The sequence below is a fragment of the [Clostridium] symbiosum ATCC 14940 genome (assembly GCF_000466485.1).
Lineage (GTDB): Bacteria > Bacillota > Clostridia > Lachnospirales > Lachnospiraceae > Otoolea > Otoolea symbiosa.
The window spans coordinates 18,446-43,048 of record NZ_KE992963.1 but is presented as its reverse complement, the minus strand read 5'-3'; the positions used below and the strand labels follow the sequence as shown (position 1 = coordinate 43,048).

Annotated in this window: 21 protein-coding genes; 14 read left to right on the top strand and 7 right to left on the bottom strand. The window is 47.0% G+C overall.

Going from position 1 to position 24,603, the window contains the following annotated elements:
* Positions 1 to 179 precede the first annotated feature (179 nt).
* From CLOSYM_RS15295 to CLOSYM_RS15255, 9 genes are all read left to right on the top strand, one after another.
* Entirely contained in the window at positions 180 to 1,958 is a 1,779-nt protein-coding gene (locus tag CLOSYM_RS15295) for a sigma-54 interaction domain-containing protein (protein ID WP_021642795.1), read from the top strand.
* Complete coding sequence (locus tag CLOSYM_RS15290; RefSeq protein WP_003503214.1) at positions 1,936 to 2,430, top strand: acetyltransferase; 495 nt, start codon at positions 1,936 to 1,938, stop codon at positions 2,428 to 2,430. The genes CLOSYM_RS15295 and CLOSYM_RS15290 overlap by 23 nt, the downstream gene beginning before the upstream one ends.
* 53 nt (positions 2,431 to 2,483) lie before the next feature.
* Positions 2,484 to 3,029 (top strand): DUF6933 domain-containing protein, encoded by a 546-nt coding sequence (locus CLOSYM_RS15285; protein WP_003503216.1) that lies wholly within the window; start codon positions 2,484 to 2,486, stop codon positions 3,027 to 3,029.
* Positions 3,030 to 3,321: 292 nt separating this feature from the next.
* Positions 3,322 to 4,521, top strand: coding sequence for a diaminopropionate ammonia-lyase (gene dpaL / locus CLOSYM_RS15280; RefSeq protein WP_021642794.1), 1,200 nt, complete (start codon positions 3,322 to 3,324; stop codon positions 4,519 to 4,521).
* 29 nt (positions 4,522 to 4,550) lie between these two features.
* Entirely contained in the window at positions 4,551 to 5,732 is a 1,182-nt protein-coding gene (locus CLOSYM_RS15275) for a YgeY family selenium metabolism-linked hydrolase (protein WP_044902526.1), read from the top strand.
* A 51-nt stretch (positions 5,733 to 5,783) separates the two neighbouring features.
* Entirely contained in the window at positions 5,784 to 7,208 is a 1,425-nt protein-coding gene (gene hydA / locus CLOSYM_RS15270) for a dihydropyrimidinase (protein WP_021642792.1), read from the top strand.
* Positions 7,209 to 7,245: 37 nt separating this feature from the next.
* Positions 7,246 to 8,643 carry a cytosine permease gene (locus CLOSYM_RS15265; RefSeq protein ID WP_021642791.1) on the top strand — a complete coding sequence of 466 codons (1,398 nt, stop codon included), beginning with the start codon at positions 7,246 to 7,248 and terminating at the stop codon, positions 8,641 to 8,643.
* Between the two features lie 34 nt (positions 8,644 to 8,677).
* Positions 8,678 to 10,282: an N-acyl-D-amino-acid deacylase family protein gene (locus tag CLOSYM_RS15260; protein WP_003503225.1), complete on the top strand. Its 1,605-nt coding sequence runs from the start codon at positions 8,678 to 8,680 to the stop codon at positions 10,280 to 10,282.
* Positions 10,283 to 10,660, top strand: a complete 378-nt coding sequence (locus CLOSYM_RS15255; RefSeq protein WP_003503227.1) for a RidA family protein — start codon at positions 10,283 to 10,285, stop codon at positions 10,658 to 10,660.
* Positions 10,661 to 10,747: 87 nt separating this feature from the next.
* Here the strand turns inward: CLOSYM_RS15255 and CLOSYM_RS15250 are convergent, their stop codons facing one another.
* The gene (locus CLOSYM_RS15250; RefSeq protein ID WP_003503228.1) at positions 10,748 to 11,164 is read right to left on the bottom strand and encodes a pyridoxamine 5'-phosphate oxidase family protein; all 417 of its coding nucleotides are present in this window, start codon (positions 11,162 to 11,164) and stop codon (positions 10,748 to 10,750) included.
* A 92-nt stretch (positions 11,165 to 11,256) separates the two neighbouring features.
* Between CLOSYM_RS15250 and CLOSYM_RS15245 the strand changes: the two genes are divergently transcribed.
* Positions 11,257 to 12,195: a helix-turn-helix transcriptional regulator gene (locus tag CLOSYM_RS15245; protein ID WP_021642789.1), complete on the top strand. Its 939-nt coding sequence runs from the start codon at positions 11,257 to 11,259 to the stop codon at positions 12,193 to 12,195.
* Positions 12,196 to 12,257: 62 nt separating this feature from the next.
* On the opposite strand, the gene nhaC is transcribed toward CLOSYM_RS15245, so the two are convergent.
* The 3 genes from nhaC to CLOSYM_RS15230 are packed head-to-tail and all read right to left on the bottom strand — an operon-like array spanning position 12,258 to position 16,925.
* Positions 12,258 to 13,745: a Na+/H+ antiporter NhaC gene (nhaC, locus tag CLOSYM_RS15240; RefSeq protein ID WP_021642788.1), complete on the bottom strand. Its 1,488-nt coding sequence runs from the start codon at positions 13,743 to 13,745 to the stop codon at positions 12,258 to 12,260.
* A gap of 16 nt (positions 13,746 to 13,761) precedes the next feature.
* Positions 13,762 to 15,747, bottom strand: a complete 1,986-nt coding sequence (locus CLOSYM_RS15235; RefSeq protein ID WP_021642787.1) for a DUF3604 domain-containing protein — start codon at positions 15,745 to 15,747, stop codon at positions 13,762 to 13,764.
* Entirely contained in the window at positions 15,732 to 16,925 is a 1,194-nt protein-coding gene (locus tag CLOSYM_RS15230; RefSeq protein WP_021642786.1) for a M20 metallopeptidase family protein, read from the bottom strand. Before CLOSYM_RS15230 ends, CLOSYM_RS15235 begins: the two co-directional genes overlap by 16 nt.
* A gap of 159 nt (positions 16,926 to 17,084) precedes the next feature.
* Here CLOSYM_RS15230 and CLOSYM_RS15225 point away from each other — a divergent pair, with 159 nt between their 5' ends.
* The gene (locus CLOSYM_RS15225) at positions 17,085 to 17,981 is read left to right on the top strand and encodes a LysR family transcriptional regulator (protein ID WP_021642785.1); all 897 of its coding nucleotides are present in this window, start codon (positions 17,085 to 17,087) and stop codon (positions 17,979 to 17,981) included.
* Positions 17,982 to 18,036: 55 nt separating this feature from the next.
* Here CLOSYM_RS15225 and CLOSYM_RS15220 read toward each other — a convergent pair whose 3' ends face one another.
* Complete coding sequence (locus CLOSYM_RS15220; protein WP_003503239.1) at positions 18,037 to 18,657, bottom strand: flavin reductase; 621 nt, start codon at positions 18,655 to 18,657, stop codon at positions 18,037 to 18,039.
* A gap of 263 nt (positions 18,658 to 18,920) precedes the next feature.
* Complete coding sequence (locus CLOSYM_RS15215; RefSeq protein ID WP_003503243.1) at positions 18,921 to 19,175, bottom strand: TIGR03905 family TSCPD domain-containing protein; 255 nt, start codon at positions 19,173 to 19,175, stop codon at positions 18,921 to 18,923.
* Positions 19,176 to 19,530: 355 nt separating this feature from the next.
* On the opposite strand from CLOSYM_RS15215, the gene CLOSYM_RS15210 reads away from it, so the two are divergent.
* Together CLOSYM_RS15210 and CLOSYM_RS15205 are read left to right on the top strand one after the other, a co-directional pair.
* Entirely contained in the window at positions 19,531 to 20,223 is a 693-nt protein-coding gene (locus tag CLOSYM_RS15210; protein ID WP_021642784.1) for a 5'-methylthioadenosine/adenosylhomocysteine nucleosidase, read from the top strand.
* A 165-nt stretch (positions 20,224 to 20,388) separates the two neighbouring features.
* Positions 20,389 to 21,396, top strand: coding sequence for a hypothetical protein (locus CLOSYM_RS15205; protein WP_003503248.1), 1,008 nt, complete (start codon positions 20,389 to 20,391; stop codon positions 21,394 to 21,396).
* Positions 21,397 to 21,571: 175 nt separating this feature from the next.
* Here the strand turns inward: CLOSYM_RS15205 and gdhA are convergent, their stop codons facing one another.
* Positions 21,572 to 22,906, bottom strand: a complete 1,335-nt coding sequence (gene gdhA / locus CLOSYM_RS15200; RefSeq protein ID WP_021642783.1) for an NADP-specific glutamate dehydrogenase — start codon at positions 22,904 to 22,906, stop codon at positions 21,572 to 21,574.
* Positions 22,907 to 23,181: 275 nt separating this feature from the next.
* On the opposite strand from gdhA, the gene CLOSYM_RS15195 reads away from it, so the two are divergent.
* Entirely contained in the window at positions 23,182 to 24,531 is a 1,350-nt protein-coding gene (locus CLOSYM_RS15195) for a glucose-6-phosphate isomerase (RefSeq protein WP_021642781.1), read from the top strand.
* Positions 24,532 to 24,603: the final 72 nt, after the last annotated feature.

Below are 24,603 nucleotides of genomic sequence, written 5' to 3'. Positions count from 1 at the left end.
GAGCAAACCACCCGTTTGACGGGTGGTCATGATTTTATAATAGATTAAGATTATTTCATAAATAAAATGTTTATTGACAATTTGTCTCTTTAAAAATAATATAAGGTTATTATAGCTTTGATATACCATAACACAGGCACAAGACAGAAAACCATTCCTTCAGAAAGGACCCGCACCCCATGCCCAGTATCCTCCTAGAAATCCAGGAAACCGTAATGAAATACGCCGATATCATGTCAAAGGTTGCGCAGGTAGAGGTAGAAGTAGTAGACGAGAATCTCTTCCGGGTAGCCGGAACAGGTATTTTTGAGCAGCATGTCAATGAAGATATGGCTCAGGAGGGGTATGTCTATGAGCATCTGCTTCGTACCGGCAATGTGGAAATTATATATAATCCGGGCAAAGAAAGACTTTGCCAGAAATGTCCTAAAATGGATATCTGCAATGAAGAGATAGAGATTTCAATGCCCATCCGGCTGGGAGGGGAGATTATCGGAGTTATTGGCCTGGTGGGGAGTACCCCGGAGCAGAAAGAGCGCGTCCTTTCGAATGAGAAGATGTATCTTGATTTGCTGGCACAGATTGCGGAGTTCATTGCGGTGAAAGCGGGAGAACTGACGGAATCTAAGAAGCGGGCGGTTCTGCTTGACGCTCTGGACTGCGTGATCAATCATGTGGAGAAGGGGATTTTGATTTTAGGCGGGGATAATGTAGTCACTATGGCAAACGAACCGGCTAAACGGCAGCTTTCAGTCGATATGCCGGAAGGGCAGATGGCAGTAGTTACACCGACGGGAGATAATTTCAGCCGCCAGAATGAGTACAAAATTCTGTTGAATGGTAAAGAGTATTTTGTCATGGGACATCTCTATGATTTGGACCAGGATCCGAGGCGTTACTCAAAAGTACTGATATTTGAGAGTACCAGAGAGATGCAGGAGCGCTTTTACGAGATAACGAATACGGTGAATCCGCTCAGCACCTTTAATATAATCGGAACCAGTCCTCAAACCCGGCAGATGCAGGAGGAGATTAAGAAGATTGCCAGGAGTACCTCCACGGTTCTGATTACAGGCGAGAGCGGAACAGGAAAAGAACTGGTGGCGACTGCCATCTGGAAGGCCAGCGACAGGAGAGATAACCGCTTTATTGCAATCAACTGCGGCGCGATACCGGAGCCTCTTCTGGAATCGGAGCTTTTCGGCTATGTCAAAGGGGCGTTTACCGGGGCGGATCCGAATGGCAGGATGGGTAAATTTGAACTGGCTAACAAAGGGGTTATCTTTTTGGATGAGATAGGGGATATGCCCCTGTATCTTCAGGTCAAGCTGCTGCGGGTGATTCAGGAGCGGAAAATAACCCGTATTGGTTCCAACCAGGTAATTCCGATTGATGTAAGAATTATCGCTGCGACGAACAAAGATTTGAAAGAGATGATGTACAATAATAAATTCAGGGAGGATTTATACTACCGTTTGAATGTTATCCCGCTGAAGATTGCACCGTTGAGGGAGCGCCGTGAGGATATCAGGGAGCTGGTGTATTATTTTGCAAAGCGCTATGCCAGCCTTTTTGGGAAAAATCTTCAGAAGATTTCAGAAGAGACGATGGAACATCTTTATGAGTATCCGTGGTATGGCAATATCCGGGAACTGGAAAATACGGTTGAGTTTATGATTAATATGATGGAGGAGGACGGTGTTCTTAACATGGGAACCCTCCCGGCCAACATATCGGAGCCGCAGCCCGGTGTCGGGAAAACGGGTGAAAGCGGCACAGTAGTCACGGATATGGTGACACCTCTCAGGGAACTGGAACGCTCTGAGATAGCGAAGGCGATCCGCATTTACGGCAATAATACCGAAGGAAAAAAACAGGCGGCAAAGAAACTGGGAATTGGACTGGCAACTTTATACCGCAAAATGGAGGGTACAGATGATACGGCTGGCAAAAGATAAAGATTTAGATGCAATAATGAAAATCTACGAAACGGCCAGAAAATATATGGAGGAGACGGGAAACCCGTCTCAGTGGGGCAAGAACCACCCGCCCAGAGAGCTTCTGGAGGAGGATATTAAAAAGGAGCAGTTATATGTCTTTACGGCAGAAGACGGAATTTTGCATGGTGTGTTTGCATTTATAATCGGAGCGGATCCCATATATGCTTATATTGAGGATGGAAAGTGGCTGAATGATAAAGAGTATGGGACAATTCACCGGATTGCCGGTGACGGAGCAGTAAAAGGAGTTTTTGACAACTGCCTGGCATTTTGCCGGGATCAGATTTCCAATCTGAGGATTGATACACATCACGATAACTCCACAATGCAGCATTTAATTGGGAAGAACGGCTTCCGGCGGTGCGGTATTGTTTATATGGAGGATGGCAGTCCCAGAATTGCCTATCAGTATTGCTTGGAAGATAAATAAATTACAGAAAATCAACAAAACTTTGGAAATAAAGAAACTTAAGGAGATGTGCGATGCAGCTTGGGATTACGATACCATTGCAGAAGTACCTGAATCTGCCGAAGCAATCCTATGGAGAACCGGAGGACCTGTTTTTTTGCTGGGAAATCCACCGGATCCTTTATCAGGGAAGAGATATGATGATAGCGGTCAATGCGAACAACCGGTTTGGCGTTGCTTTGGCTGGCATCACGGTTTCCGACTGGAAGCGCCTTCCGGAGCTTGTCGAAGAGGCGGTGGAAAAAGGTATGTGTGATGAGGGATATTCCAGTGAGCAGATTGATGCATATTTTAATATTGCAGGTCCGGCGATGCTGACAAAAACCCATGGGAGAAAGCCGGTGGCCGGTTTAAACCGTGCAATTGACTATTTATATCATATACCCGGCACGGTGACGGAACAGCAAAGGCTGCAGGTTTTGCACTGCCGGCAGATGAACCGGGATATCTGTTCGCCGAGCGGATTTGACGTATACGGGGAACCGCAGGAATTTTTCAGGAAGGACATGGTTCGTATTGGAATTATTTCTCATTTTGATAAAAAGCAATTCTCGATTTGAGAATTTATTCTCATTATGAGAACTAAAATATGAATTAACAGGAATGGTTTTTCAAAAAAATTCCTGGGACAGGATTAAGAAACGCATTAAAATCTAAGCAGTGATTTTAATGCGTTTCTTTTTCTGAAAATATTCACAAAACTGGTTACGTATTTCACGGGTTTTGTGAGAGTGCTTTTGTGTAATGTTTACAAAAATAAAGTTTCATGTCGAAACAGCACCATTTTGGAGTTAAATTTGGCACGCTGTTTGCTTATTATAAAGGTGAATAAACCCAAAGGAGAGAATCACAATGAGAGAGGAATTTAAAGTTGTTCAGTATGAGCGCAAATCAGGCCCGAAGTATAACCTGGATTTCCTGAATCTTGAAAGTGCTAAAAAAGTACAAAGTTTTCATGCAAGCTTTCCGGTATATAAAGAGACTCCGCTAGTTGAGTTAAAACATACAGCAAAATCAATGGGACTTGGCAATATCTACATAAAAGATGAGTCCTACCGGTTTGGCCTGAATGCATTTAAGGTGCTAGGCGGAAGCTATGCAATTGGCAATTATCTTGCAAAGCGCCTGGGGAAAAGCATCACAGAGATGCCGTATGAGAAATTAGTTTCAGGAGAAATTAAACGGGAGCTTGGCGACATTACATTTGTCACTGCGACTGACGGCAACCACGGCAGGGGAGTAGCCTGGACAGCAAAACAGCTTCAGCAGAAATCGGTGGTATACATGCCGAAGGGCAGCGCCGAAGAACGCCTGATGAATATCAGGGCAGAGGGCGCAGATGCATCCATCACCGACCTCAACTATGATGAAGCCGTCAGGCTTGCCAACAGCCAGGCGGAACAGAAGGGCTGGGTGATGGTTCAGGATACTGCGTGGGAGGGATATGAGGATATTCCCGGTTGGATCATGCAGGGATACGGAACGATGGGATATGAAGCGTACATGCAGCTTCCTGAGAAGCCGACTCATATTTTCCTCCAGGCCGGAGTCGGTTCCATGGCCGGGGCAGTGGCCGGATTCTTCGCTTCCGTGTATGGCGGGGATCGCCCTATAATAACGATTGTAGAGCCTAATAAGGCAGACTGTATTTACAAGACGGCGGAGGCAGCCGACGGGAAACTTCATTTTGTAACCGGCGATATGGATACCATTATGGCGGGCCTGGCCTGTGGAGAACCATGCAGCATCGGGTGGAATGTTTTGAGGGACTATGCCGACAACTTCATTTCCTGCCCCGACTATGCGGCAGCCCAGGGAATGAGAGTGCTTGGAAATCCGGAGGCAGGAGATACAAAGGTGGTTTCCGGTGAAAGCGGGGCATCGGCATTTGGCTGTATTGCCGAGATTATGAGGGATAAAACGCTGGTGGAGCTTAAGAATAAATTGAAGCTGGATGAAAATTCCAAAGTGCTGTTTTTCAGTACGGAGGGAGACACAGACAAGGAAAATTATAAATCTATCGTTTGGGACGGAGCGTATCAGAGAAATTGACAAAGGTTTCAGTTAAGGAGGATGGGAAAATGGAAAAAGAGAGAGAAGAACAGGTGATTTCACTGTGTCAGAAGCTGATTCAGCAGAAAAGCTATTCCGGAGAGGAGAGCGGAGTGGTCGGCGTTCTTTCGGAAAACATGAAACAGATGGGCTTTGATGAGGTAACGGTTGATAAATACGGTAATATTATTGGCTGCATCAAAGGAAACAGACCGGGAAAAAAAGTTTTATTTGACGGACATATCGATACGGTTCCGGTAACAGAGGAAGCTGAGTGGCTTTATCCTCCCTTTGCGGCAGAAATCCATGACGGCAAAATCTACGGCAGAGGAACCAGCGATATGAAGGGAGCCGTAGCGGCAATGACCTGTGCGGCATCCAATTACGCAAAGGATACGGGAAAAGATTTTGCCGGTGAGATTTATGTGGCGGGCGTGGTGCATGAGGAATGTTTTGAAGGTGTTGCGGCAAGGGAAATCAGTAAGAATGTCCGGCCGGATTACGTGGTAATCGGAGAAGCTTCCCAGCTTAACTTGAAAATAGGCCAGAGAGGAAGAGCCGAAATCGTAATTGAGACCTTTGGAAAACCGTGTCACTCTGCGAATCCGGAAAAAGGAATCAATGCCGTGTATAAGATGGCAAAAGTAATCGGGGCAATCCGTACCCTGGTTCCCACCCATCATCCCGTATTAGGTGACGGAATCCTGGAACTGACCGACATTAAATCAGCCCCTTATCCTGGAGCATCCGTTGTGCCGGAATACTGCCGGGCCACATATGACAGGCGTCTTCTGGTAGGAGAGACAAAGGAGAGCGTGCTGGAGCCGATTAACGGGCTGCTGGAAAAACTGATGGCAGAAGATCCGGAGCTTAAGGTAAAGGCATCCTATGCGGTAGGCAGGGAGAGATGCCATACCGGCAATGAGATAGAAGGGGAGCGGTTCTTCCCGGGCTGGTTATATGACAAGGATGACGACTTTGTTCAGGCTGTTTATACAAAGCTGACGGAAAAAGGGTTTACTCCCGAAATTACCCAGTACAACTTCTGCACAAACGGCAGCCATTACGCGGGTGAAGCAAAAATCAAGACCTTCGGACTTGGGCCGTCCAGAGAAAACCTGGCCCACACGCTGAATGAGTATGTGGAAATCGAACAGTTGACAAAAGTAACAGAGTGCTACTATGGGGTTATGGAAGCGCTGTTAAAATAATTTGGACGGCGGCAGTTTAACCGCCGCTGAAAACTTAGAGGAGGTTTTTATATGTATGATTTAATTATCAAAAATGGGTATGTAGTTTCACCGTCTTCGACAGTAAAATGTGATATTGCCGTCAGCGGAAAAAAGATTGCCGGGTTAGGCACCTATAGCGGGTCCGAGGGAAAAAGAGTTATAGATGCGGAGGGAAAATATATTCTCCCGGGTGTTATCGAGGCTCATATGCACTGCCAGGCTCCGTTCCAGGGATGTCTGGGCGCCAACAGCTTTTACGAGCAGAGCGTCAGCGCAGCACACGGCGGAGTAACAATGTTTATGGATTTTGCCAATATGGGAAAAGGGGATTCCCCATATACACAAGCGCTGGCAAGAGCAGAGGAGATGGAAGAATCGGCAATTGACTACAGCGTACACGGTAAATTTGTGGAATCCACGCCGGAGGCGATTGCCGACATCGAAAAGATGGCTGAATACGGCATACCGACATTCAAAATGTTTATGACCTATAAAAAAGAAGGCGTAATGAGTGATGATGAGACGATGCTGAAAGTATTTGAAAAAGCAAAATCCGTCAACGGCCTTCCTATGGTTCACTGCGAGAGCAATGCAATTGCGGAGACGAATATTGAAAAGTGTATGGAAGAAAACGATCTGAGCTGGGTTAATTTTGCAAAATGCAAACCGGTGCTTTGCGAGGCGGAGGCATTTGCCAGGGCCGTTTATTTCCAGGAATATGTAGGAAATGCTTTGCTGGTTGTACATACGACAAACGGAGAGGCGTTAAATACGGCCAGACGGGCGCACGGAAAGGGACTACCCCTGTATGTGGAAACAGGACCTCACTACCTCACTTTATTTGATGATTTGTATAAAGGCGAGAACGGTCATCTGGCTATCTGTTCACCGCCGCTGCGGACGCCAAAGGAGGCGGAGGAATTATGGGAGGGCCTGAAGGACGGCACTATCCTGCTGACCGGTTCCGATGACTGCACATTTGACGTGGATGAAAAATCCCTGTTCCTCGAAAAGAATCCGGACGGAACCTGGAAGCAGGATTTCACCAAAGTGGTAAACGGAATGAGCGGCATTGAAATAAGACTCCCGCTGATGCTCTCCGAGGATGTGTCAAAAGGGCGTATTTCCATAAACAAGGTATGTGAGCTTACAAGTACCAATATAGCAAAGATCTATGGCTGCTATCCTCAGAAAGGCGTGATAGCGCCAGGTTCCGATGCGGACATCGTCATAGTTGATATGGATAAAGAGGTTACGCTGTCAAAAGAGGTCCTGCATAATAACATCAGCTATTGCCTGCATGACGGATTCCAGGTTAAGGGCTATCCGGTGATGACGATTGCAAAGGGCGATGTAATTGTGGAAGACGGCGAATTCAAAGGGGAAAAAGGCAAAGGAGAATTTATCAAGAGAAAGATTAATCCGGATTATCTGGAGCGGTATGGGTTGAACTGATAGTTATTACACAAGACAAAGAGGTGGAGGTTATTTTATGCAGAATGAAAAGTCACTCAGTTTAAGGAGCCCGGAACTGCTCCCGACCAAGGACAGCGAACGGAATTTATCCCTGTGGGATTATACAATACTTTGGGCAGGCATGACCATCAATATCGTAGCATTCAGCCTGGGAGCCCAGTATTTTAACGGCGGCGACGGATTATCACCCTGGATGCTGGTACTTGTGGTATTTCTGGGCTACGGCCTTGTTACGTTCCTGACTGTTTTAGCCGGTGATATCGGAACTAAATACGGTGTTCCGTTCGCTGTATACAGCAGGGCGGCATTTGGATATAAAGGTTCCTTCTTTGCAGGACTTGTCCGCTGTGTTCCGTGTTTTTACTGGTTTGGATTCCAGACGTGGGTTGGAGCCAATGCGTTAAATATGATTATGGGAATTATGTTCCCGTCATTTAACAATGTAACATTGATGCTGATTCTGTTTGCTGCATTTCAGATTATTAACGCCCTGTTCGGAATGGAGGCAATGGCAAAATTTGACTGGATTGCGGTTCCGATGCTGGGAATTATGTTTGCGGCGATAGTAGTGACGGTGTGCAGTAAATATGGAGTGTCGATTCCCGATATCATGGGAGTGCAGGCGGCAGGTAATTATTCCATGGCATTTGCCATTTCCGGCATTGCAGGAGGATGGATTACGATGGCCCTGAACGGCCCGGATCTGGCAAGACAGATTAAACGAAGTGATAATTATAAAAATGAGGGCCTTGTAAAGCGTAATAAAAATGCAATCCTGGGACAGCTTGTGGGGCTGATGGCTGTAGGTATCATCGCTATGATGGTTGGTATGGCAGCCGGTATCTATACACATGAGTGGGATTTAAACAACGTAGTATACAGTTTATTCTCAAATAATATGGTAGTGCTTGTCTTCTGTTTCATTGCGATTGCCTTTGCCCAGTGGTCGACGAACACGGCGGCAAACCTGATGCCTCCGGCTTATATCCTGTTAAATATTTTTCCTAAATGCAAGTTTTGGATGACGACAATCATTTCGGGTATTATCGGACTTCTGATGATGCCGTGGAAACAGCAGGGAGGAGATTTCCTGGTAGTAATTCAGTCAAATTTCTCAACATTGTTAGGGCCAATCATCGGTATCATGCTGGCGGACTATTTCCTGGTGCGCAAATGCACGCTTAACGTGGATGATTTATATAATGTGGGAGGCCAGTATCAGTATACGCGCGGCTTTAATATGAGTTCAGTAGTCACTATGGTGGTTTCGTTTGGACTGTCACTCCTGGCAGGCGATTATTCCTTCTTTGCGGGACTTGCTATCAGTGTTGTAATCTACGTAATTTTAATGAAAAACTTTACTCTGAAAAAATATGATCAAAAGCTGGGACAGGATATACCTTTCCGGGAATAATGGCGGCTAACGTGGAAAAACAGAGGTGATAACAGTGAAAAAATTAATTAAAAATGGTTTTATCGTTGACGGAAGCGGTAATCCGGGATATAAAGCTGATGTATTATTAAACGGCGGTATCATTGAGAAGATAGCGGAGACGATTGAAGAGGACGGAGCAGAAATCATTAATGCCGAAGGGCTTGTTGTAGCTCCCGGTTTCATCGATACGCACAGCCACAGTGACCTTCAGGTTCTGGTAGAGCCGGAGGTTGCCCCAAAGGTACTGCAGGGAATCACAACCGAGATTCTCGGACAGGACGGTATCTCCATGGCGCCTCTTCCAAAAGAATATGTCAGCCCGTGGAGAAAGAATCTGGCGGGACTGGACGGTGACAGCGACCTGATTGACTGGAATTATGAGACCACTGAGAATTATCTTCAGATGATCGACGACGTAAAACCGGGACTGAATGAATGTTATCTCGTGCCGCACGGCAATATCAGAATGGAGGCGATGGGTCTCGAAAACCGTCTTCCAAACGATGAAGAGCTGGAGAGAATGTGTGCTGTCACAAGACGGGAGATGGAGGCCGGAGCCGTAGGATTATCAACGGGCCTGATTTATATGCCCTGTGCATATTCCGAGTCCAGGGAAATCATTGAGATGTGTAAGGTGGTGGCAGAGTACGACGGGCTTTTTGTCATCCACCAGAGAAGTGAGGCAGATACCATCCTCGATTCTATGGAAGAAGTTATTAAAATCGGCCGTGAGTCGGGCGTAAGGATTCACTACTCCCATTTCAAGGTATGCGGTAAAAAGAACTGGGATAAGGTTGATAAGGTTATCGAGCTTCTGGAAGAGGCTAAGAAGGAGGGCATCCGTGTTTCCTTCGACCAGTACCCATATGTGGCCGGAAGCACGATGCTGGGTGTAATCCTTCCTCCATGGGTGCATGACGGAGGCACAGATAAAGTGCTGGAGCGTCTGGCTGATCCGGAGCTGAGAAAAAAGATGGTTTATGATATCGAGCATGGTATTCCGGGATGGGACAACTTTGTGGAATTTGCCGGGCTTGACCAGATATTTGTGACAAGCGTGAAGACCGAAAAGAACCAGGACGCAATCGGGTTAAACCTCATTGAATTGGGTAAACTGCGAGGAAAAGATCCGTATGAGGCCACATTCGACCTTCTCTTTGAGGAGGAGAATGCGGTAGGCATGGTGGATTTCTACGGAACGGAGGAACACGTAATCCGTATCATGAAACGGCCGGAGATGAACGCATGTACCGACGGACTGCTGGGCGGCAAGCCGCATCCCCGCGTATACGGCGCATTTCCGAGAATTCTCGGAAAGTATGTAAGGGAAGAGAAGGCTCTGACACTGGAGGAAGCCGTTTACAAGATGACGAAGAAACCGGCTGTGACATTTAATATGACGGGCAGAGGCGAAGTGAAGGCAGGGTACTGCGCCGATCTGTGTATTTTCAATCCTGATACTGTCATTGATAAAGGAACCTTCGTGGATCCGGTTCAGTATCCGGAGGGAATTGAATATGTGATTATCGGCGGCGAGCTGACGGTTGAGAACGGAAAACACACCGGTAAGAGAAACGGAGCGGTACTTCGGAAAAAAGGAAAAGAGGTAATCAGATAAATGGCAAGAGAAATCATTTTTACAGAAAATGCGCCAAAGGCGGTTGGGCCTTATGTGCAGGCAGTGAGATCAAACGGGATGGTTTACGTGTCGGGGCAGCTTGGAATTGACACTGCCGCAGGCGGGCTGGCCGACGGTGTAGAGGCTCAGGCGCACTGCTCCATGAAGAACCTGGGAGCCATCCTCAGGCAGGCGGGAACAGACTATACAAAGATTGTTAAGACTACGATTTTCCTGACGGATATGAACGATTTTGCAGCGGTTAATAAGATTTATGAGTCTTATTTCGGGGGTGATTTTCCGGCAAGATCCTGTGTCCAGGTGGCCAAGCTGCCGCTTGGCGGTCTGGTAGAAGTCGAGTGCATTGCACAACTGTAATTATAATGAAAGGGCTCTGGATTTTCAGGGCCCTTTTCCTTGACGCTGACCGGCTCGGCTGGCTTTGCTACTTTATATAACTGCCGATTATATCTTGACTTTCTTGATATTGTTTAAATCAAGCGTAACTGTTGCAGAATCAAATTTAATTTCATATAGCACTAGAGATTTTCCCACATGCTCTATGGTGTCTTTGTAATCTGGCACTTTTTTGATAAAGAAGTCTGCGAGGTCAAAAATTGTCCGCTCACTCTTTTGAGCAATACCCTTTGCTTTTATATGTTCATTCCCTGTATGTGGAATGGTGGTAAAAGCAACACTGGAATTTATTTTCATTTCCTTTACTTTATTGTTACCCTTAAATGTTGAGAAATATAAAATCTTACTCTGAGGGTCAAAATAAAAATTTACAATTCGCACATTCGGTACATTGTCTGCACTTGTGGCAAGGGCTATTTCTGTCTGCTGTTCCATTATCCTAAAAAATTCATCTCTTGTTCTCATTTCTGTTCGCCTCCATTGATTTATGATTTAGATATAGTATAATAGATAAAGGTGTCAAAATGTGACACCTTTTATAGAAATGGAGAAAACTAATGAAAAAATCTGAACGTCTTAATGATATGATGATGTTTTTGAACAATAAAAACTCTTTTAACATCAAGGATATTATGGAGAGATACCATATATCTCGAAGCTCTGCTATTAGAGATATAAAGTCGTTGGAAGAATTAGGTATGCCAATATACTCAAAGTCTGGTAGAAATGGCTCTTATAAAATATTGCCTAACCGGCTCTTATCTCCCATTGTGTTTACCATTGATGAAGTGTATTCACTTTATTTTGCCATGCTTACATTAAGCGCATATCAGTCCACGCCATTTCATCTAAGTGTAGAAAAGTTAAAACTAAAATTTGAGAAATGTCTATCAGAAGAACAAATTCACGCTTTGCATAAGATGGAGACTGTTTTCCGGCTAAACACTGTTGAGCACTCAAATTCAAGTACATGTCTAAAAGATATATTAAAAATGGCAATTAAAGAAAGTCCATGCATTATTGAATACAAAAAACAAGATATCCATGAATATACGGTACAATTTTTTGACATTTCTTCGGCGTTTGGACAATGGTACGGAACCGCCTATAATTTTGAAACCGAAAAAATCCAGGTTTTTAGATGTGACAGAATCCAATCTGTCAATGCTACTGCCCTATTTAAGGGTAAGCCAATAGAAGAGTTTAAGCGTCCGGCGGATAAGCTATATAAAGACGGCTCTGCTACTGAATTTCAAGTTACGGTTTCAGAGAAAGGAGTAGACTTATTTTACAAAGAGCATTATCCTTCCATGCAATTATGTTCGGAAATGGGGTGCCATGTTATTAAGGGATTTTACAATAGGGACGAACAAAACTTTATTGCTGATTATTTTATTCACTATGGCGATAACTTACTCAAAGTAGAACCTGCAAAACTTAAATTGCTAATAACTGATAGATTGAACAATCTCCTTCAAAAATATGAGCGGTTCTAGTCAGAACAACCGGCCCGGAAAACGCCTTTCGTATTGAAAGCGTTCTCCGGGCCGGTAATGAATCATTTCTTTTCCTTAATCAGCATCTCGCCTTTCCTGTTGAATATCCCAAACCCTGTTATTATGTAGATAGCAGCAAATACAACGCCCAGATAAGTGATCGGCGCATATAAAACGTATTGGAAGGAACTGACTCCCAGCGTGCCCAGGATAAAAATGGAGATATTGCTCCATGGTACAATCGGGGAAAATGCGGTTCCTGTGTCCTCCAGCATTCTGGAGAGATTCTTCCTGTCAAGATCATACTTGTCAAACATTGGGCCGAGGATAGGACCGACGATGGAGAAGGTTACCAGATAGACGCCCGTAAAGGATGCCAGGATAAGGTGAAGGAGGTAACTGAATCCCAGCAGCGACTTGCGTCCGGTCGCGTACTTCTGGATGGCGTCCAGGAACATCTGGAACACGCCCGTGGCCTTCAGGGCCGAGCTGAACACGGCTGCGCCGATGATCAGGGCTACGGACGGCATCATGCTCAGCAGGCCTCCGCGGTTGATCATGGAGTCGACCAGCGCCATATCGGTGGAGATACCGAGTCCGCTTGTCATGGCAGACAGAACTTCTTTGATTCCCTTTCCCTGGACGGCGACGGCAAGTACCGCTGCCAGGAGTATCCCGATTCCAAAGACCGGGATCGTCGGCTTGCGCATGAAGATTAGAACGAGTACAACAACGGGAGGCAGCAGCAGTATGGGATTTAAGTTGAAAGTCCCTTCAAGGGTGCTAAGAATCTGACTGTAAGCCTGGCTGTCAATATGTCCTCCCTGGAATTTCATACCCAGTACCGCATAGAGAATCAATGAAATAACCAGGCACGGAACGGTCGTATACAGCATGGATTTGATATGGTCGATAATATCCACCCCTGAGACATAGGGAGCCATGATTGTCGTATCCGAAAGCGGCGAGAGTTTGTCGCCGAAGATGGCGCCCACCACGATGGAGCCGGCCGCATAGGCTACAGGGATTCCCAGCCCCTCCGCCACGCCGATCAGGGCAACGCCCACGGTTCCCATGGTTCCCCATGAGGTGCCGGTCATCAGGGACATCAGGCAGCAGAGCAGACAGCTGGCTGCCAGGAAGATAGGAGCCGGGAGCAGCTTTAAGCCATAATACATCATCAGCGGAACGGTTCCCGACACCATCCAGGAGCCGATCAGAATGCCCACAAACATCATAATCAGCATGCCCATAAACATGGTTTTAAAGGTGTCCCCGATGTCATTTTCGAATTGTTTCCAGGGACAGCCGAAAGCCATGCCCAGATAGACGGCGGACAACGCCGAAAGAATCAGGCTTACACCGGGATTTACTTTTAAGATGGCAACACAGTACAGCAGGATTGCCAGGGATACCGCCATTACAAGCAATGATTTGGAGGAGGATAAGAGATGCCTCTCCATCACCTCCCGGCCTTCCGTCCTTTCTGGTTTCACGGTTCCTTCCTGTTTCTGAATCCCCTCAGTTTTCTTTTTTCTCTCACTTTCCATGGTATGCTCCCCCTTATCAGCTCACCCAGATTGGACTGGACCACGCAATAGCCTTGTCCTTCTGGATTACACGAACGTAGTAATAAAGCCATCCGGCCTCCGGCAGGCTCTCATCCTGCCAGTCAAATTCCATTTCCTTCCCGCACCCCCCTTTTCTGTAAATTGTATGCCCCATTGAAATAATTTCAACCGATTCAATCTCCCCGGTACCGGTTACTTTTACATGGAGCGTCCGCACCCGGTTGTCCGACAGGGATATCTCCTGTCCCATGCAGGCGCCGTTAACCGTAAAATCCAGAATAATGCGCTCACCGGTCGTCGCATATACCCGCCTGTTCCACAGCGCCTCGAACAGGCTGTGTTTATCAAGGCGGTCTGCCATAATACAGGTTAATCCTCCCCGGTAGCTTTCTAACTCCGCCGAAAATACCCAGTGGGCATAGCCGGGGTTTCCTGCGTGCGTATCGCTGCCGGTCACAAAACCGAGGCGGTACCCCTTGTTCAGCGCATACTGGATCGAATGGTTCTCGTAGACGGAACCTCCGATAATCGGACGTTCGCATCCCTCGCATTCGGAGCTGCCCCAGCAGGAATAGATTTCCGCCAGACGCTGGATTTCCTCGTCATGGATTTCCCAGCTTCCCAGCATGACCTCTTTGGCAGTGTGGTGGGGAACCGTAATGGCTCTCACCTTTTGTTCCTTTAGCTGGACCCACAGTTCTTCCGGGCAGAAGCTTCCCTCATCGACACAGCGCCGGATAGGTTCATCATAAGACTCATAATAAACATTCCGATCTCCTCCGAACTCCGGGTTCGGAGCATCATTATGATACTCATAGCCGAGTATGGGAACAAACCGGCCTTCCTCATAAAAGGCCTTGTTGACCTCCTGTATCTCTTTCCACTGACGCTCCGTCATATAACAGCTCAATGAGAGGCGGGCTGTTTTATTATCGTTGGTGTATCTTCCTGCATCCGGATCCGTCAGGGCACAGAAATCTATGGCGGCAGCTTCCCGGGCAAATTCATAATAAGACCGACCGCTGCCGCGTCCCCACTGGATGCCTGTATGGCCGTGTAGGTCTCCCCAATAATGCCTGACAGCGCATTCCTCCCTGCGGCAGATACCTGGATTGCTCACTCCGGACAGACAGCCGCTTTCATCCCCGGCCCGGATGCTCAGAGTACCTTCTGTCTGAGGTATGAAACGTATCTTCTTTATTCCGCAGTCGTCCGCTTCAAACTGACCGTCATAGATAAGAGTGGTTTCGGACATACCGCCTTCAAGCCAGCACTGCAGTCTCCCGGTGTGGGATTCGGCCAGGTTGTGGCAGGGATCCACGGCAATAACCGTACACTCCGCCTCAACTCCGGTTTTCAAATCCGAGGGGATAAAAATTTCAAAAAAGGAGGCCGGTTTCGGTTGAACCATCACGATTGGCGGATTTGAGGTAAGATAATAACCGCTGTAAGGCGCTTCAAGCGTACCCTTCTGATCCGTCGCCACATCAAACTGGACCGGCCCTGTAGTCCGGCAGTATCCGGCGGCTGCCTGGGCGGCGTATGAGGTATCGCCGTAGGTGAGGATAACCTGATCCCCCTTTGTGAGTCCATGCCCCAGTATCCGGACCCATACATGGGAGCCGACGTGCTCGGATACATTCTCTGTCTTGGTGCGGTCAGGCCCACGCTTCCACCAGTCATTCTCTACGATAAAGGTTTTTACTGAGGCGTTTGCTCTCGTGGTTTTTGCAGTCACATATCCTGGAAAAATCGGCATGGATATCTGGGGCTTTGTAAACCCAAAGGGGATGGTGAAACGCAGAACGCCTCCGATATGGATGGGATCGTCCCCGACGGTGTAGGTGATGACAAAGGTCCCCCTGTCTTGGACTGTCACTTCTTCGGGCGTTACGCTGACACTGCCGTTCGTATCCTTCACAAGCTCCATGTTGTTTCGCATAATCTGCACTTCATTAAAATATTTCAGTCTTTTGGCCATTCGTTTCCTCCTAAATAATCGGCAGCTATTTGTGCAGAAAGGGCTGAACCGTTTTTTAATACACTTTCATCCACCATAAACCGGCTGCTGTAGTTGTTTTCCGTGAAACCGAGCAGCTTATTGGCGCATCCGAGATTGATATACAGTCCGGGGATATTTTCCGTAAGACAGGCAAAATCTTCACTTGCCATGACCGGAGGCATGTCCCGGCGGATATTATCGCCGAAAAGCTTTCGGATTGCGTTTCCGGCAATCGCGCTCAGTCCGGGAGAATTATACAGAGGCGGCAGCATGTACTGATAAGACAGAACCGCTTCACAGCCGAATGCTTCCGCTGTTCCGGCTATGATTTTCTGCATGCCGCTTTCGATAAACTTTCTCCTTTCGGCAGAATGCATCCGGACGGTGCCTTCCATTTTAACCCTGCCCGCTATGATATTCCTCTGGGAGCCTCCGCGGATTGTTCCGATAGTAATGACAAGAGGATTCAGAGGATCATTGTTTCTGGAAACATAGGTCTGCAGGCTGCTGATTATGGCTGCGGCTGCGACCAGTGCATCCCTGCCCGTATGCGGAAGGCTGCCGTGAGCGGCCAGTCCCGTGATTTCTATATCGAATTTATCTGCACTGGCCATCCTGTATCCCGGTGAAATATCGATGTAGGGAGCTTCGAGCCCCCCGTAGACATGGGCTCCGCAGACTGCGTCCACATCCTGCAGAAAGCCCCTTCTGATATACTCCTGGGAAGATTCGGCGCTTTCCTCTGCGGCCTGGAAAAAAAGCTTCACATGACCGGCCAGGGAATTTTCCATGTTTTTTAAGAGTTTTGCTGCACCGAGCAGCATTGCTATATGGCAGTCACGTCCGCATGCATGCATCATGCCGGCATTTTCACTGGAGAAGGCAAGGCCGGTTTTTTCCTGGACAGATACACCGTCAATATCGGCTCTCAGCAGGATGGTCTTTGCGTTTTTGCCTGCTTTTTTACCCCGTATATAGGAATAGACGCCGGAAATGTCATCAAAGCGCAAAGGTTCCAGCCCCATTTCCTCAAGCTGGCGTTCAATGGCCAGCGTCGTCTGCACTTCCTCCCATGCAGGCTCGGGAAAGCGGTGAAAATAGCGTCGCTGTCCAATAATATAATCTTCTAGTTCATTAGCCAGACTTACAATATCCATGCCGGTCTCCTTTTTGAAGGTGGTAAATTATGAAAATATTGTATATCTTGACGGACTATATGTAAAATAATATAAAAGTATACAGACTATATGGAATCCGTATACTAACTATCAAGGAAAATGTGATAGAATCAGGTTTAGAGGATTGGGGAGAACTATATGACGTTGAGACATATCAAGATATTTATAGCTGTTTGCGATACCGGAAGTACGACTGCGGCGGCAAAAGAACTGTATATTGCACAGCCGGCAGTCAGCTTTGCCATTGCGGAGCTGGAGCATTATTATGGACAGAAACTATTTGACCGCATCTCAAACCGTCTCCGTATCACGGAGGCAGGCCGGCGATTTCTGGAATATTCCAGGCAGATAGTCATTCTGTTTGATGAGATGGAATTTGAAATTAAGAACTGGGATTCACTCGGTTCCCTGAGAATCGGCAGTAACGTCACAATCGGCAACAATTTTCTTCCCCAATGTGTGAAGGCGTTTCATAATAGCTGTCCGGGCATCGAAATAGAGGTGACTGTTGACAATTCGGCCAGAATTGAGCAGCTCATACTAAACAGCAAGCTGGATTTTGCGCTTATTGAAGGCCCGGTATTTAACCATTTTATAAAGAGTGAGCTTTTCATGGATAATTCCCTCGTTTTTATCTGCGCCGGGGAGCATCCCTGGGCCGGTTCCGTGATCGAAATGGAGCAGATGGACGACTGCAGTTTTATTATGAGGGAACGTGATTCCTTTGAACGGAAGCTGCTCACCGAACTTCTGCAGATGAATAAAATACGGTTCCGCACAGTGTGGCAGAGTGTAAGCTATCAGGCAATTCTGAAGGCTGTGGAGAAAAATCTGGGTATCGCGGCCATCTCCTATCAGGCGGCCAAGGAGTATCTGGCTGCTGGTAAAGTGGCTCAGTTTTACGTTAAAGGCGTGGAATTGAAACGTGAATTCTATATTATCTATCATCAGAATAAATTCCTGAACAAGCCGGCAAAAGATTTCATGGCGTTATGTTTTAAGATGAAAGAACGGGATCGGGAGGAAAATGAGTGATCAGAATTGAAAAACCTCCGCACTGTCGGAAACAATACGGAGGCAGGTAATATTCTTACACAATAACCTTCTCAAAGTCGGAAGCGGGATGCTTGCAGACCGGGCAGATAAAGTCAGCCGGAAGCTCTTCTCCCTCATATTCATATCCGCAGATCCGGCAGCGCCAGATTGTCTTTCCGGTCTTACTGGCCGGTGCGGCAGGCTTTGGCTTGATATTGCTCTGGTAGTAGTTGTATGTCGTGGAGGGAACATCGCTCAGAACGTCCATATCATCCACGGCGGCAATAAACAGAGTGTGGCTTCCAAGATCCATCGTGCTTTCCACGGTGGCGGAAATATAGCCGTTAGTCCCCTCTGTTACATAGTAAATACCGTTTTCGGCCCGTTTAACCTGATCATATCCTTCGAATTTGTTCACATCTTTTCCTGATTGGAATCCAAACCTCTGGAATGTGGAGAACTTTGCATCTTCACTTAAAATGGAGACATTGAATTTCTTTGTAGCCAATACCATGTCATGGGTATAGTTTGCCTTATTGACAGCGATGCTGATGCGGTTAGGAACAGCGGTTACCTGGCCTGCGGTATTGATGATGCATCCATTGTCCTTCTCTCCCTGTCTGGCTGTCAAGACGAACAAACCATAGGTTAATTTAAACATTGTCTTCTCATTCATTTTTATCTCTCCCTTCTGATAGCCCCATTATACCATGGATAGATGGGAAAATATATTACAAAACTATAAAATATCCCAAGATATAAGTAACAGCGTTATTGTTCACACCATGCCAAAAGCGGCATGATGTAAACAATAACACGCTTCGCGATGCACAGAAACTGCATAAAACGCAGTTTCGCGCCGTGTAACCCGGGATTTTCGCGCAGAAAACGCACGAAAACACCTCGCGGGACGTTACCGTGTGAACAGTAACAACGTTACTATCTTCCGGCTTGTTCTGCTTTATACTGCTTCAGAGCCCGGGCAAGCTGATCCGGACAGGAAGTTGGGCGGAAACCGCAGTTAATTCCCTCCGTACGGGCGATTACATCGTCGATATCCATGCCCTCCACCAGACGGGCCACGCCCTGGGTGTTACCGGCGCAGCCGCCTACAAATTTTACATTTTTGAGCTTATTGTTTTCTACTTCAAAGCTGATTTCACGGGAACAGACTCCCTGCGTCTTATACTTCATGTGTTGCTACCTCCAAATGAATTAATAATAATACTACTTGTGAACTGTAAATCCATACAGCCGCTTCGTTTGTAAATATGCGTTGTATACGTTCTAAATCATACAGACATGTATGAAAATATGTATATTAAGGTTACTATACAGCCCGGACGGCTTCAGGGCCATCGTAACAATCCAAACAGCATGAACTGTTATGAGCCATACAAAAATTGATTATAGCCTTATTCTAAAGGAATTGTCAAGAATGTAAAAATACACTATAATAATCTAGATATGCGCAAGATGAGATAGCTGTGCAAAAATGGCTATAATTATATATTATAGAAGAAGCAGAGAAAGTATGGAGGAATGAAATATGATTGGAATAATCGGAGCAATGGACGAGGAAGTGGCAAAAATAAAAGAAGAAATGACGGATGTTACGATCACAACGGTGGCCGGAATGGATTTTTATGAAGGAAAGTTAAGCGGCAGGGACGCAGTGGTGGTGCGCTCCGGCATCGGCAAGGTGAATGCGGGGATGTGCAGCCAGATCCTGGCCGACCGTTTCGGCGTCAGTGCGATAATTAATACCGGTATCGCCGGCTCCCTGCGGAATGAAATTAATATCGGTGATATTGTGCTTTCCACAGACGCGGTCCAGCATGATATGGATGCCAGCGGGTTTGGTTATCAGAAAGGGCAGATCCCGAGGGTGGATACCTTTGCGTTTCAAGCGGACGAGAAGCTTTTAGAGCTTGCGATGGAGTGTAATAAGAGGGTTAATCCCGATATTCAGGCATTTAAGGGACGCGTGGTGAGCGGAGATCAGTTTATTTCCGATAAAGATAAAAAGAAATGGCTGATTGAGACGTTCGGTGCAAGCTGTACGGAGATGGAAGGGGCCGCAATTGCCCAGGCGGCATATCTTAACGGGATCCCGTACCTGGTAATCAGAGCGATTTCTGATAAAGCGGACGACAGCGCAGGTATGGATTACGCCGTATTTGAAGAACAGGCAATTAAGCACTCCGTCCGGCTCCTTCTGGAAATGGTTTCCAGGGCCTGAGCATCGGCGCCTGAGGTTTAGATATGACTGCTTTTTTAACCTGATAATCGAATTGTGGCTATATTTGACGATCGATTTTTCCCATTCTCATCTTCCCAAACCAGGGACGGGCGGCTATAATAAATGTCATCTGGAACAATCTGGAGAAGAAAGGGGAGCTTTTTTATGCTGGAATTTTTACAAACCGGAAAAGCATTATCCGTGTTGGCGGCAATAGGAATTATAGGAATCGTCAGCAAATTAATCACACGGAGCCTCTACAAAAGATTATTAAAAGAAACTGACAACATGGCAATGACCAAGAACAAGAATTTAAAGGTACTAAAGCAGAAATTGGAAAATGCGTATCGTCTAAACCAGAATATCGTCAATACCCAGGCGTATCTGGACAAGCACCTGTATGGGTTTCGGTTTATGCATGTTTCACTGGACAGTTGGAACAATCTGTCTTTACAGATGACGATCCTGAGCCTTCTGGCGGGAGGATTTGGTTCCTTTATGTCTTATTGGTACAGGCTGGATTCCTATTATATTGTCCTGTATGCATCGATTGGTGCGCTCAGCGGCCTGTTCCTCACTTTTATGGACAGCAGCTTTAACATCACCCAGAAACAGCAGAAGCTGGAAACCGTATTATTGGAATATGTGGATAATTCAGTATTTGTCAGAGCTGCCAGAGAGAATTCCACGCGGGAAACGGCGGGACAGGCCCGTGCGGTTGCGGGAATAGCAGGAAGAGAGCGGCTCAGCCGTGAGAATGAAATCAAAGACGGCCTGGTGCGTGAAGAAGAACCGCGTCAGCTGTCTCCAAGAAATATAAGAAACAGAAACTCCAAAGCGGAGGAACTGCTCAGGACGGTCCGTAATATGAAAGAAGACGATATGCGGCCCGACGAGGAGGAGGGTTCTGCCGTGGACAAGACAGCCGCGTCGAGAGCGGACACGCTGCCTCTGCGCGGAAGGAACCGGGACAGTGAAATTGACGGTCCGTCCAGGAACCGGGACGGAGATAATACGGTCCGGCGGGATATTGACTATCTGAAGCACAGCCTGGATCAGATTGCCGCCAGCAAGGAGAAGGGCCGCGATGATAAGGACTGGATGAAAAACCTGAATGGCGACGAAATGAAGATTATCGGTGAAATCATGAGACAGTATTTTACCGGAAGCTGAAAAAGAATGAATCGGAAAATAACTTTATTATAGATGTTACATAAGAAGCCTTCGGGGCGCCAATTGAAAATTGTTTACATAATTTTGAGCGGAAAAAGGTATTGTTTGAGCGGAAACAATACCTTTTTCCGCTTTCTGCTTTTGTTCCTAAATAATATGGGATTAACCCAGGTGTTTACACAAACCCCTGCGACATCATCGCATCCGCAATCTTTTCAAATGCCGCAATATTGGCGCCGGCCACAAAATTGCCTTTTACACCGTAGCGCTCCGCGGCATCGGATGTTTTCTCGTAAATCTCAGCCATAATCTTGTGGAGCTGTTCGTCCACCTCATCAAAGGTCCAGCTCATCCGCATGCTGTTCTGGCGCATTTCCAGTGTCGAGACGGCTACGCCCCCGCCGTTGGCCGCTTTACCCGGCATAAACAGGAGATTGCTGCCAAGCAGGAAGTCGGTTGCCTCCCGGTTACAGGGCATGTTGGCGCCTTCAACCACGGCGATGCAGCCATTTGCGGCCAGGGTTCTGGCATCCTGCAAATTCAGCTCATTCTGTGTCGCGCAGGGAAGGGCAATGTGGCATGGGATATTCCAGATACGTTTATTTTCCTCATAAACGGCAGTTGGAACTTCATCCAGGTATTCTTTAATGCGTCCCCGGCGCACTTCTTTGATCTGCTTTACCACATCGAGACGGATTCCGTCCTTGTCGTAGATATAACCGTTCGAATCGCTCAGAGTTACGACTTTTGCCCCGAATTGCTGTATTTTTTCAATGGTATGTACGGCTACGCTGCCTGCGCCCGAGATAACGACGACTTTGCCGTCCAGTCCCTTTCCATGCCGGCGCAGCATATTTTCCAGCATATAGACGAGTCCGTATCCCGTTGCCTGGGTACGGATCGGGGAACCTCCGAAAGAGGGGCCTTTTCCTGTCAGGGCGCCGCAGTGGAGCCCGGCCAGTCTTTTATACTGTCCGAAGAGAAAGCCGATTTCCCGGGAGCCGGCCCCGATATCGCCTGCCGGGATATCCAGATCGTCCCCGATATATTTGAATAGCTCCGACATGAAGCTCTGGCAGAAGGCCATAATTTCGCGTTCGGATTTCCCCTTGCGGTCAAAATTAGAGCCTCCCTTAGCGCCTCCGATGGGAAGGCCGGTCAAAGCATTCTTGAAGGTCTGTTCAAATCCCAGAAATTTTAAGAGATTCAGGTTTACCGAGGAGTGGAAGCGGAGTCCTCCCTTGTAGGGACCGATTGCACTGTTGTACTGAATGCGGTAGCCTTTGTTTATCTGAAGATGCCCGCTGTCGTCAACCCAGGGAACCCGGAAGGAAATAATACGTTCCGGTTCAATCAGGCGCTCCAGCAGAGATGCATCCCGGTATTTCTTTTCATCCGAATCAATAACGAGCTTAAGAGAATCCAGAATCTCTTTTACAGCCTGGTGGAATTCATATTCACCGGGGTTATCTTCCACGGTTTTACTGTAAACTTCATCGACATACGACATAACTTATCCTCCTCATATTCACATGCTCCCCTCAAAGCATCACCGGCCCGTTCGGAATAGCGGACATCCCGGACTGCGTGCCGATTGCATCAATTGTAGTATTGTACCACGGTAAAGTCAAGAAGCACTTTACCGGTTCATAATTTTTCCAGTTTCCCGGTTGATAAATACCTGCCGCATTGTTATAATAAGAAAGAAAACATAGACAAGTTTTTATCAAAGCCCTATGGAGACATCAGAGTATCCGTAAGGCATGTGAAAAGGAGACGAAGACAATGGGAAGAGAAGTAAGCTTCGATTATTCAAAAGCGGCCGGATTTGTAAATCAGGAGGAGCTGGACAATTTAAAGGATACCGTACTGTTTGCGAAGGACATCCTTGTGAACAGGACAGGCGCAGGAAATGACTTCCTGGGCTGGATTGACCTGCCTGTAGATTACGATAAAGAGGAATTTGCAAGAATCAAAGAAGCGGCAAAGAGAATTCAGAATGACTCGGATGTACTTCTGGTGGTAGGTATCGGCGGTTCTTACCTCGGTGCGAGAGCAGCCATCGATTTCTTATCCCATAGCTTTTACAATAATTTACCGAAGGACAGAAGAAAAACACCGGAGATCTACTTTGTGGGCAACAGCATCAGCAGCAAATATATTAAAGATCTTCAGGATATGCTGGAAGGCAAGGATTTTTCCATCAATATTATCAGTAAATCCGGCACAACGACGGAGCCGGCCATTGCATTCCGCGTATTCAAGAAGATGCTGATCGAGAAATACGGTAAAGAAGAGGCCAACAAGAGAATCTATGCGACGACGGATAAGGCAAGAGGCGCGCTTAAGAACCTGGCAAATGAGGAGGGATATGAGTCCTTCGTAGTTCCGGATGACGTGGGCGGACGCTACTCGGTTCTGACGGCGGTAGGACTGCTTCCAATCGCTGTAAGCGGAGCCGACATTGATAAATTGATGGAGGGCGCGGCAAGCGGAAGAAAGAAAGCGCTTGAGGCGTCTTATGAGGAGAATCCGTCGCTCTTATATGCGGCAGTCAGAAACATTCTCCACAGAAAAGGAAAGATGGTTGAGATTGTGGCCAACTATGAGCCGAGCCTCCACTATGTGTCTGAGTGGTGGAAACAGCTCTACGGCGAGAGTGAGGGTAAGGATCAGAGAGGTATCATGCCTGCTTCTGTTGATTTAACCACCGACCTTCATTCCATGGGCCAGTTTATCCAGGACGGTTCCAGAATTATGTTTGAGACCGTATTGAACGTGGAGGAATCCCCGGCAGAAATCATTCTGGAAGAGGAAGAGGTTGATACGGACGGTATGAACTATCTCGCAGGAAAGAATGTGGACTTTGTCAATAAGAGCGCGATGAACGGTACAATTCTTGCCCACACGGACGGCAATGTACCGAACCTGAAGGTAAATATTCCGGAGCAGGATGAATACTCCCTGGGCCAGATGTTCTACTTCTTTGAGTTTGCCTGCGGCGTCAGCGGCTACCTGCTGGGCGTTAATCCGTTCAACCAGCCGGGCGTCGAGAGCTACAAGAGCAACATGTTTGCGCTTCTTGGAAAGCCGGGGTATGAGAAGGCGAGAGAAGAGCTGTTAAAGAGACTGTAATACGTGTAAGAATAGATAATAATGTCTTAAAAAAAATTGGCAGGCCGGAGAATATCACTCCGGCCTGCCAAT

Bases quoted from the DNA above. Each gene is read 5' to 3' on its own strand.
- CLOSYM_RS15295 (WP_021642795.1), top strand. From the start codon at position 180: ATGCCCAGTATCCTCCTAGAAATCCAGGAAACCGTAATGAAATACGCC.
- CLOSYM_RS15290 (WP_003503214.1), top strand. From the start codon at position 1,936: ATGATACGGCTGGCAAAAGATAAAGATTTAGATGCAATAATGAAAATC.
- CLOSYM_RS15285 (WP_003503216.1), top strand. From the start codon at position 2,484: ATGCAGCTTGGGATTACGATACCATTGCAGAAGTACCTGAATCTGCCG.
- dpaL (WP_021642794.1), top strand. From the start codon at position 3,322: ATGAGAGAGGAATTTAAAGTTGTTCAGTATGAGCGCAAATCAGGCCCG.
- CLOSYM_RS15275 (WP_044902526.1), top strand. From the start codon at position 4,551: ATGGAAAAAGAGAGAGAAGAACAGGTGATTTCACTGTGTCAGAAGCTG.
- hydA (WP_021642792.1), top strand. From the start codon at position 5,784: ATGTATGATTTAATTATCAAAAATGGGTATGTAGTTTCACCGTCTTCG.
- CLOSYM_RS15265 (WP_021642791.1), top strand. From the start codon at position 7,246: ATGCAGAATGAAAAGTCACTCAGTTTAAGGAGCCCGGAACTGCTCCCG.
- CLOSYM_RS15255 (WP_003503227.1), top strand. From the start codon at position 10,283: ATGGCAAGAGAAATCATTTTTACAGAAAATGCGCCAAAGGCGGTTGGG.
- CLOSYM_RS15250 (WP_003503228.1), bottom strand. From the start codon at position 11,164: ATGAGAACAAGAGATGAATTTTTTAGGATAATGGAACAGCAGACAGAA.
- CLOSYM_RS15245 (WP_021642789.1), top strand. From the start codon at position 11,257: ATGAAAAAATCTGAACGTCTTAATGATATGATGATGTTTTTGAACAAT.
- nhaC (WP_021642788.1), bottom strand. From the start codon at position 13,745: ATGGAAAGTGAGAGAAAAAAGAAAACTGAGGGGATTCAGAAACAGGAA.
- CLOSYM_RS15235 (WP_021642787.1), bottom strand. From the start codon at position 15,747: ATGGCCAAAAGACTGAAATATTTTAATGAAGTGCAGATTATGCGAAAC.
- CLOSYM_RS15230 (WP_021642786.1), bottom strand. From the start codon at position 16,925: ATGGATATTGTAAGTCTGGCTAATGAACTAGAAGATTATATTATTGGA.
- CLOSYM_RS15225 (WP_021642785.1), top strand. From the start codon at position 17,085: ATGACGTTGAGACATATCAAGATATTTATAGCTGTTTGCGATACCGGA.
- CLOSYM_RS15220 (WP_003503239.1), bottom strand. From the start codon at position 18,657: ATGAATGAGAAGACAATGTTTAAATTAACCTATGGTTTGTTCGTCTTG.
- CLOSYM_RS15215 (WP_003503243.1), bottom strand. From the start codon at position 19,175: ATGAAGTATAAGACGCAGGGAGTCTGTTCCCGTGAAATCAGCTTTGAA.
- CLOSYM_RS15210 (WP_021642784.1), top strand. From the start codon at position 19,531: ATGATTGGAATAATCGGAGCAATGGACGAGGAAGTGGCAAAAATAAAA.
- CLOSYM_RS15205 (WP_003503248.1), top strand. From the start codon at position 20,389: ATGCTGGAATTTTTACAAACCGGAAAAGCATTATCCGTGTTGGCGGCA.
- gdhA (WP_021642783.1), bottom strand. From the start codon at position 22,906: ATGTCGTATGTCGATGAAGTTTACAGTAAAACCGTGGAAGATAACCCC.
- CLOSYM_RS15195 (WP_021642781.1), top strand. From the start codon at position 23,182: ATGGGAAGAGAAGTAAGCTTCGATTATTCAAAAGCGGCCGGATTTGTA.